General features: G+C 63.9%; 2 protein-coding genes. Both read left to right on the top strand.

All coding sequences use genetic code 11. The annotated features are described in order from the left end of the window. Window positions 1-562 (top strand): helix-turn-helix domain-containing protein (locus NFR41_RS10425; RefSeq protein ID WP_349665480.1); only part of this gene is annotated, 562 nt, incomplete at its 5' end. Next, entirely contained in the window at window positions 559-1,407 is an 849-nt protein-coding gene (locus tag NFR41_RS10420; RefSeq protein ID WP_251231797.1) for an IS3 family transposase, read from the top strand. The genes NFR41_RS10425 and NFR41_RS10420, both read left to right, overlap by 4 nt. Window positions 1,408-1,444: the final 37 nt, after the last annotated feature.

Below are 1,444 nucleotides of genomic sequence, written 5' to 3'. Positions count from 1 at the left end.
TGAACTGCCTCCCATTTCTTGGACAAGAGAAATGGGAGGCTTCTTTATGTCAGGAAGGCCGCTTTACGATGCGGGGGTTCGACGGCGTGCCGCAGAGCTCTACGAGGAAGGGCACGGGCGCGACGTAATCGCATATCTGCTCGACGTTCCCGAGGGAGCCGTGAGAAAATGGCTGGACACCTACAAGTCCGTCGGCATAGGGGTTCTGACCGCCATGGGAGCAAAGAAGAAGACCTACTCGTTCGAGACCAAGGTGGCCGCTGCCAGGGCGGTCGTGGAAGAGGGCCTGACCGTGCCCGAGGCCATGGCCAGGTTCGGGATCGCCTCTACCAGCCCCTTGAGGAAATGGCTGAAAGCCTACCGGGAGGAAGGGCCCGAGGCGCTCAGGCCCAGGCCCAAGGGAAGGCCGAAGGGCGCGGGGGCGACGCCCGAGAAGATGACGCGCGAGCAGGAGCTCGAGCGGAGGATCCGGAAGCTGGAGGCCGAGAACGCCTACCTAAAAAAATCGATCGCCCTGAAGGCGGAGAAGCGCTCTCGAACCGCGAGAAGGCGGCGGTCGTGAGCGAGCTTTCAGGGCGCTACCCCCTTCCCGACCTGCTGAGCGCGGCTCGCCTGCCGAGATCGAGCTACTACTACGCGCTGTCGCATCCCAAAGCGCCCACGCGGCCCGAGCTCTGGGAGGCCGTGGCCGAGATATTCTCCCGCACCCCCAACGGGTGCGGCCACCGCCAGATAGCCATGTGCCTGCGCGCCGAGCAGGGGGCGGTCCTCGCCGACAAGACGGCGCTGAAGATCATGCGCGAGATGGGCGTGAGCTGCGGGATCCGCCGCGAGACCGACTACCACAGGTACAACTCGTACAAGGGAAGGGTCGGAAAGACCTTCGAGAACGCCATCGGGCGCGACTTCGGGGCCGAGGGGCCCTGGGAGAAGATGGGCACCGACGTCACCGAGTTCAAGCAGCCCTGGGGCAAGGCCTACTTCGCCCCGGTCTACGACTTCGCGAGCAAGGAGATCGTCGCCTGGTCCACCTCGACCCATCCCAACATGGCCCAGCAGCACGAGCTTCTGGACCTGCTCCTGGCGAAGATGCCGGAGGGCGCGGCGCCGATCCTGCACTCCGACATGGGCTGGCAGTACCAGCAGGCCGGATGGTGCAAGAGGCTCAGGGAGGCCGGGGTGGTGCAGAGCATGTCGCGCAAGGGCAACTGCATCGACAACGGCGCGACCGAGCAGGTGTTCGGCCACATCAAAGACGAGTTCTTCAGGGGAAGGACCTGGCCAAGCTTCGAGGCGTTCAAGCGCGACCTCGACGCCTACGTCGTGCACTGGAACACGAGGCGGAGACAGGTTAAACTGAAGGGACTGACTCCGGAGGAGTTCCGGAATCAGTCCCTTGCAGCTTAGTCTTTATTAGCCCGTCTAAGAACTGGGGTGCAGTTCA

It is taken from the genome of Adlercreutzia aquisgranensis, from assembly GCF_943193145.1.
GTDB classification, from domain to species: Bacteria; Actinomycetota; Coriobacteriia; order Coriobacteriales; family Eggerthellaceae; genus Xiamenia; species Xiamenia aquisgranensis.
This window is presented reverse-complemented; position numbering and strand designations above follow the sequence as displayed.